The organism is Pantoea sp. ME81 (assembly GCF_903970985.1).
GTDB lineage: Bacteria > Pseudomonadota > Gammaproteobacteria > Enterobacterales > Enterobacteriaceae > Pantoea > Pantoea communis.
This window is the reverse complement of sequence record NZ_CAJCKS010000246.1, coordinates 1-5,629: the sequence shown is the minus strand read 5'-3', so window position 1 is coordinate 5,629 and position 5,629 is coordinate 1. Positions and strand designations below refer to the sequence as shown.

Genomic DNA, 5,629 nt, shown 5'->3' with positions numbered 1-5,629 from the left:
GTCCGATACGTCCGTTACCGTCCAGAAACGGGTGGATGGTTTCAAACTGAGCGTGCACAAGTGCTATCCGGACAAGAGGCGGAAGAGAATGATCGGGCGCATGGATGAACTTCTCCAGATCAGACAGTAAGTCCCCGACGTTCTCAGGAGGCGGCGGAACATAAGATGCGTTGCCCGGCCTTGTGCCGCCGATCCAGTTCTGCGTCGTTCTTACCTCCCCAGGCTGTTTTGCGGCACCCCGGGCGCCAGATAAGAGCACCTCATGAGCATTCTTTAGCAGGCGGACGCAAACGGGCAGCCCCGACGGAGAATTCATTTCATCGTGAACGAATTTATAGGCTCGCAGGTAGTTTGTGACCTCTTCAACGTCGTCAACATTCGTGACGGCCAGTCCGGCTTCTTCATCAAAAATATCTGTCAGAGTTGCCTGAGTACCCTCCAGCTGTGAAGTCAGCAGAGCTTCCTTGCGAATAGCACTGTAGACGAGCCACTCGCTTGACGAAACCAGCCCTGACATGCCAGAAAGCCGGGCCAGTGACTTTTCCGCCTTTTCATTCAGCTCAGTGAAAGACGCAGGATCAAGTTCTGGCGCCGTGGGTGGTAAGGGGGCCGGCATAAATGCACTGACTGTCTCTTCATAGCTGGTCGTTGTAATGAGGTGCCCGGATGCACGTTTCATAAAAAATCCTTTCACTGCCATTAACGTTATTAAAATACTTTTAAATTATGCCATGGCTTATTAAAGGATGCTTTAATAACAGAGAGCTTAGTAAAAATATCTTTTTGTTAGAAGCTCCTTTCCCCCGTTCTTTGCCATATTACGGCAGACGCCAGAGCACGTAACTCCAGAAGCAGGATCGATAATGCCTCATGAATGCTGTCACCCATACGCGTGTCTTCATCAAAGTTTGTCGGGAACATGACAGGTAGTGCGGATATCCTCGCGATCGTTAGTGATGTCTTCCAGGGCCTGCGATAGCATCGCTGTTGCCTACTGAAGGTGAACCCTCAGGGCATGCGCTGGATTTGTGGATATGGGCGCTGAACCCGGCCGCAATGTAATGCATGTCGCCGGTATCAGACCCGGTTTCCTGACGAGGTCTGTGGTCATCTGACACCGACTGCGCATCGCTGTCTCAGTGTTAAGCCCTGAGAGTGTCTGATTATCACATTGGATGGGATACGCTTTTTCAGGTCTGAGCGTCACAAGAGTATTGAACGCTGCGCATCTGACCTGAAGTCTGTTCGGGCTGCTGGTAGAATAGTTTTACCTTAGTGCTGACGGGGTATATCCGGCAGCCTCAAGCCCGACATGAAGAAAATGTAATGGCCGTCGATAAAAACGGATTCATCTGCCAGCCTGAGTTCAGGGAAGTTCAGCCCGCCTTCTCGCAGCTTGTTAGTGACAGTGTAAAACGCCTTACCACTGCGGTGCCGAACCTGGTCCACAGCATTTACGTATATGGCAGTGTTGCCGTAGGCCGGGCAACAGAAAACCACTCAGATCTCGATCTTACCGTGATTTTCACCCAGGAACTGGATGGTGAAACCGCCCGTAAATTGGTGGAGGTCAAATCCAGCCTTGAAATGGCCCATACTGTCGTCAGTAAAATCGATATCGACCCGGGTACGCTGGATGCGGTATTGCTGCCTGCGAATAAGAATCTCTGGGGCTACTGGCTGAAGCACCACTGCGTCTGCGTCTATGGTAAAGACCTGCGCGAACGGTTTGAATCCTTCAGGCCCTCAAAGGACATTGCGGTTGCCGTTAACGGCGATTTCTTATCAGTGCTGAATAGCTATGTATCCCGCATGAAGCCCTCTCTCGAGCCATCAGAAAGGCATGCGCTTCAGCGGGCCGCTGCACGCAAAGCCATACGGGCAACAAATATACTCCGGGAAGAAAGCGATCAGGACTGGCCTGTTTCGCTCGAAGAGCACTGTGAAAATTTTAATGCACGTTATCCGGCACTGGCTGAAGAGATGGACTTCTTGCTGGCCATCAGTTATCGCCCACGGGGTGACATAGTCGCGTTCGCCAGCAGGATCAAGACCTTTGCCTACTGGCTGAACGCAGAGTTCCATACGCGTCAGCGGTAATGTCGATTGGATGGTATGGAAAACAGAGCTTCTGAGCGCTTATTTAGACTTGTCTAAAAGAGAGCTGATGACACGGGATTTCAGAAAGAATGAATTCTTTTCCATTTCTACACCGGCCGACGCGGCCCTTTCCTTATTTCACAGACTGGCTGAAGGAATCAGCGATCCCTTCTCGTAAAAAAACCGGCACAGAGCCGGTTTTCTGATTTGGTCTAAGGAGCTACCACTTAAAGTGGTTGGAGTCTTCCCAGTCCTTCAGCTCTTTTTCAGCCTGTTCCTTACCGTAACCGTAACGTTCCTGGATACGGCCAACCAGCTGGTCACGCTTTCCTTCCGCCACGTCCATGTCGTCATCGGTAAGCTTGCCCCACTGCTCTTTAACTTTTCCTTTGAACTGCTTCCAGTTTCCGCTGATACGATCTTCGTTCATGTCGGTCTCCTCAGTTAATTCACGGGCTGCTTTTGCGCAATCCATTTTAGAATTTGATACTAATAAGTATGGCAAACTCTGGAAGGATTTCCTGTCAGGGTTCACATTTACAGATTTTTCATGATGTTTGCCCGGCGAACGGTACACGCTGGCGGAAACTGGTGAAGTGCGTATCAGACTCGTGGTGTACCGCGAGAGTCTTGGCGTTCTATACACTTTGTGGGATTGCGGATAAACCGTGAAAACGGCATCGCCCCTGGCATACTGAATGGTGATTTCCTGCCAGAAAATGTGAATCGATGCGGCGACTGGCCTAACGCGGAGTTTTCAAAAACGTCAAGGTTAAAAATAAAATTGGGTAGCCTGAGTGAACCTCAGGCTTTCTGAATATCGCTCGTAAGGTTATGCAGTAAGGGATCTTTGAGGTCTGCATTACGTTTCCATCCCGCACGCAAAAGCAGAGCATCGACTCCGGAAAGATCGGCTGTGATGCGCACGGCAAGCGGTTTTAACTGACATCCCTCATCATCGAAACCGGCTTGCAAATCGCTTTTTCTGACATACAGCCCAGGAACTTTCGGGTTCAGTTTGACTGCGTGGCGACCTTCCCATTCCGTTTCGGTCAGAATGCCGTAATTAATCCCGGTGAGGGTGATCGCATGCAATATATGCTGAAGACGGAACAGGTCATTTTGCGTCAGTAAGTCACCGATACTCGCCCGCCAGAGATATTCAAGTTTTCCCGGGAGGTCGGCCCGAAGCCCTTTCTCCCTGCCTTCTTTGAGAAGCCAGCGGATATCATTTGCCAGTTCGCGCCGGAAAAGGCGCTTCTTCTTAGCTGTTGCCAGCCACCGGCATAAAAAGAGGTTTTCCTGCGCGGCGGAACTGACTGTTCCGGCCTGGCGAGCCAAATTCAGCGCAATCAGTCCACACCATGCCAGGTGATCGACATAAAGGTTTGAGGTATTCATCAGTAATCGGGGCCATATTATTATTAATCAGTCCGCGTGCCTTCAACGTGCAGGTAACCTGAAGCCAGCCTGACCTGGATCGTAACCTCTCCAGCCCTGAATTTCACGTAACGGGCGTATACCAGTGAAAAAAATTTTATGTTCAGAGCCCGGATCAAATGAGATATCGCGTTTACATTCAGCCATGATATGCATGCCACAGCGATTGCCATCACCGTGACGGTAAGCCAGTTGCTGGGTTTGTTGTTGCGTGAGGGCATTTCATCCCGCTCTGCGTGATTTATATCAGATAAAGACAGGTAACCGGCAAATTCCCCGGATCTCAGAACCCGGTGTTCACTGCAGTCCAGACGGACATCGCTACCCTCATCAGATTTTCAGTCAGAGAAATAAATGCAGGTGTAAGTCACCCACCGGCGGGCGAGCAAATCATATCCCAGAAACACAGCAGGTCATTTCCTGGCAATAACCTTCAAAACGTGAACGGCATATATGCAGATTGGGCACCTCCACTTTTGCGTCGCGCTGTAGGACCCAAATATGTTCCGCCACAGGGCGTCTATGCTTAAACATGATTAAAAACCTTACAAACTGAATATCTTTATTGTGAGCATCCGTTCGTTTAACCGGAGACATGTCATGAGCAATCCTCCCGACCAGAATCCGCACGAATCCAGTCCAACGCAACTTTCCCGGCCAACTGAGCTCTCATCTCAATCCGTCAGCATTAACGAAAACGAGATAGCGACTCCGCACTACGCTCATATCACGTTGAATGTGAATGGCACACATCATGAGCTTGAGGTCGATATGCGCACCACGTTACTTGATGCGCTGCGGGAGCATCTGAAGCTCACCGGTACCAAGAAAGGATGCGATCACGGCCAGTGTGGCGCCTGCACTGTCATTGCAAACGGCAGACGCATCAACGCCTGCCTTACGCTTGCCGTAATGCAGCAGGAAGCAGAGATCACCACCATTGAGGGGCTGGGCACGCCAGACAATCTTCATCCTCTGCAGTCTGCTTTCATCCGGCATGATGGCTACCAGTGCGGCTACTGCACGCCGGGCCAGATATGTTCCTCGGTTGCGATGCTCAGTGAAATTGAAGCGGGTGTGCCAAGTCACGTCACGCAGGATCTGGCCTCCCGCTCTGAGGTAAATGAAGCAGAACTGCGTGAAAGGATGAGCGGCAATATCTGCCGCTGCGGGGCCTACGCCAATATTATTGCTGCTCTTCAGGAGTACGCGGGGAGGAAGGGATCATGAAAGCCTTTACCTATGAACGCGTCAGCACGCCTGCGGAAGCCGCGCTGAGCGCACAGAAGCACCCCGGTTGCCGATTTATTGCTGGCGGCACCAATCTTCTGGATCTGATGAAGCTGGGAATTGAGACGCCCGGGCATCTGATTGATGTGAACGCTCTGGAGCTCGATCAGATTGAAGCCCTCCCTGAGGGAGGGCTGCGCATCGGGGCGCTGGTTCGCAACACGGACCTCGCCGCAGACATCCGTATTCGCAGGGATTACGCCGTTCTGTCGAGAGCGCTGCTGGCCGGTGCCTCCGGGCAGCTTCGCAATCAGGCGACAACGGCCGGAAACCTTCTCCAGCGTACGCGCTGCCCCTATTTCTATGACGTGAACCAGCCCTGTAATAAACGTGCACCCGCCACCGGCTGTGCGGCCATTCAGGGTTACAGCAGGCAGCACGCGGTCGTGGGTGGAAGCGATGACTGTATCGCAACCCATCCCAGCGATATGGCCGTGGCGATGCAGCTGCTCGGGGCGGAAATTGAAACCGTCAGCGCTGACGGCAACGTACGTCGTATCGAGATGAGCGATCTTTATCCCTCCCCCGGCAGCACGCCGCATATTGAAACCGTGCTGCAGCCGGGGGAGCTGATTGTCAGCGTAGTACTGCCTCCGCCTGTGGAAGGCGTCCACCTGTACCGCAAGGTGCGGGACCGGGCATCGTACGCGTTTGCACTGGTGTCGGTGGCAGCCGTCTTCCGGCCAGACGGGTCTGGTCGCGTGGCAATGGGCGGCGTAGCCCACAAGCCGTGGCGCAGCGATGAGGCCGATGCTGAAATGCAAAATGGCTTTCAGCCGGTATTCGATCGGCTCTTCAG

6 protein-coding genes are annotated in these 5,629 nt (G+C 52.5%); 3 read left to right on the top strand and 3 right to left on the bottom strand.

All coding sequences use genetic code 11. The features are described from left to right. The coding region (locus H7A81_RS25290; RefSeq protein WP_182059099.1) for a Fic family protein at nt 1–679 on the bottom strand (679 nt) is incomplete at its 3' end. Between the two features lie 647 nt (nt 680–1,326). Here H7A81_RS25290 and H7A81_RS25285 point away from each other — a divergent pair. Next, a complete protein-coding gene (locus H7A81_RS25285) occupies nt 1,327–2,100 on the top strand; it encodes a nucleotidyltransferase domain-containing protein (protein ID WP_182059098.1) in 774 nt (257 codons plus the stop codon). A gap of 220 nt (nt 2,101–2,320) precedes the next feature. Here the strand turns inward: H7A81_RS25285 and H7A81_RS25280 are convergent, their stop codons facing one another. After that, nucleotides 2,321–2,530 carry a CsbD family protein gene (locus tag H7A81_RS25280; protein WP_182059097.1) on the bottom strand — a complete coding sequence of 70 codons (210 nt, stop codon included), beginning with the start codon at nt 2,528–2,530 and terminating at the stop codon, nt 2,321–2,323. 374 nt (nt 2,531–2,904) lie between these two features. After that, on the bottom strand, nt 2,905–3,501 hold the full coding sequence (locus H7A81_RS25275) for a DUF2913 family protein (RefSeq protein WP_182059096.1): 597 nt from the start codon (nt 3,499–3,501) through the stop codon (nt 2,905–2,907). A 639-nt stretch (nt 3,502–4,140) separates the two neighbouring features. Between H7A81_RS25275 and paoA the strand changes: the two genes are divergently transcribed. Next, nucleotides 4,141–4,770, top strand: coding sequence for an aldehyde dehydrogenase iron-sulfur subunit PaoA (gene paoA, locus H7A81_RS25270; protein WP_182059095.1), 630 nt, complete (start codon nt 4,141–4,143; stop codon nt 4,768–4,770). Beyond that, a partial coding sequence (locus tag H7A81_RS25265; protein WP_182059094.1) for a xanthine dehydrogenase family protein subunit M occupies nt 4,767–5,629 on the top strand: 863 nt, incomplete at its 3' end. The genes paoA and H7A81_RS25265, both read left to right, overlap by 4 nt.

Excerpts from the sequence above, each read along its gene's own strand:
- H7A81_RS25285 (WP_182059098.1), top strand. The coding sequence starts at position 1,327 with ATGGCCGTCGATAAAAACGGATTCATCTGCCAGCCTGAGTTCAGGGAA.
- H7A81_RS25280 (WP_182059097.1), bottom strand. The coding sequence starts at position 2,530 with ATGAACGAAGATCGTATCAGCGGAAACTGGAAGCAGTTCAAAGGAAAA.
- H7A81_RS25275 (WP_182059096.1), bottom strand. The coding sequence starts at position 3,501 with ATGAATACCTCAAACCTTTATGTCGATCACCTGGCATGGTGTGGACTG.
- paoA (WP_182059095.1), top strand. The coding sequence starts at position 4,141 with ATGAGCAATCCTCCCGACCAGAATCCGCACGAATCCAGTCCAACGCAA.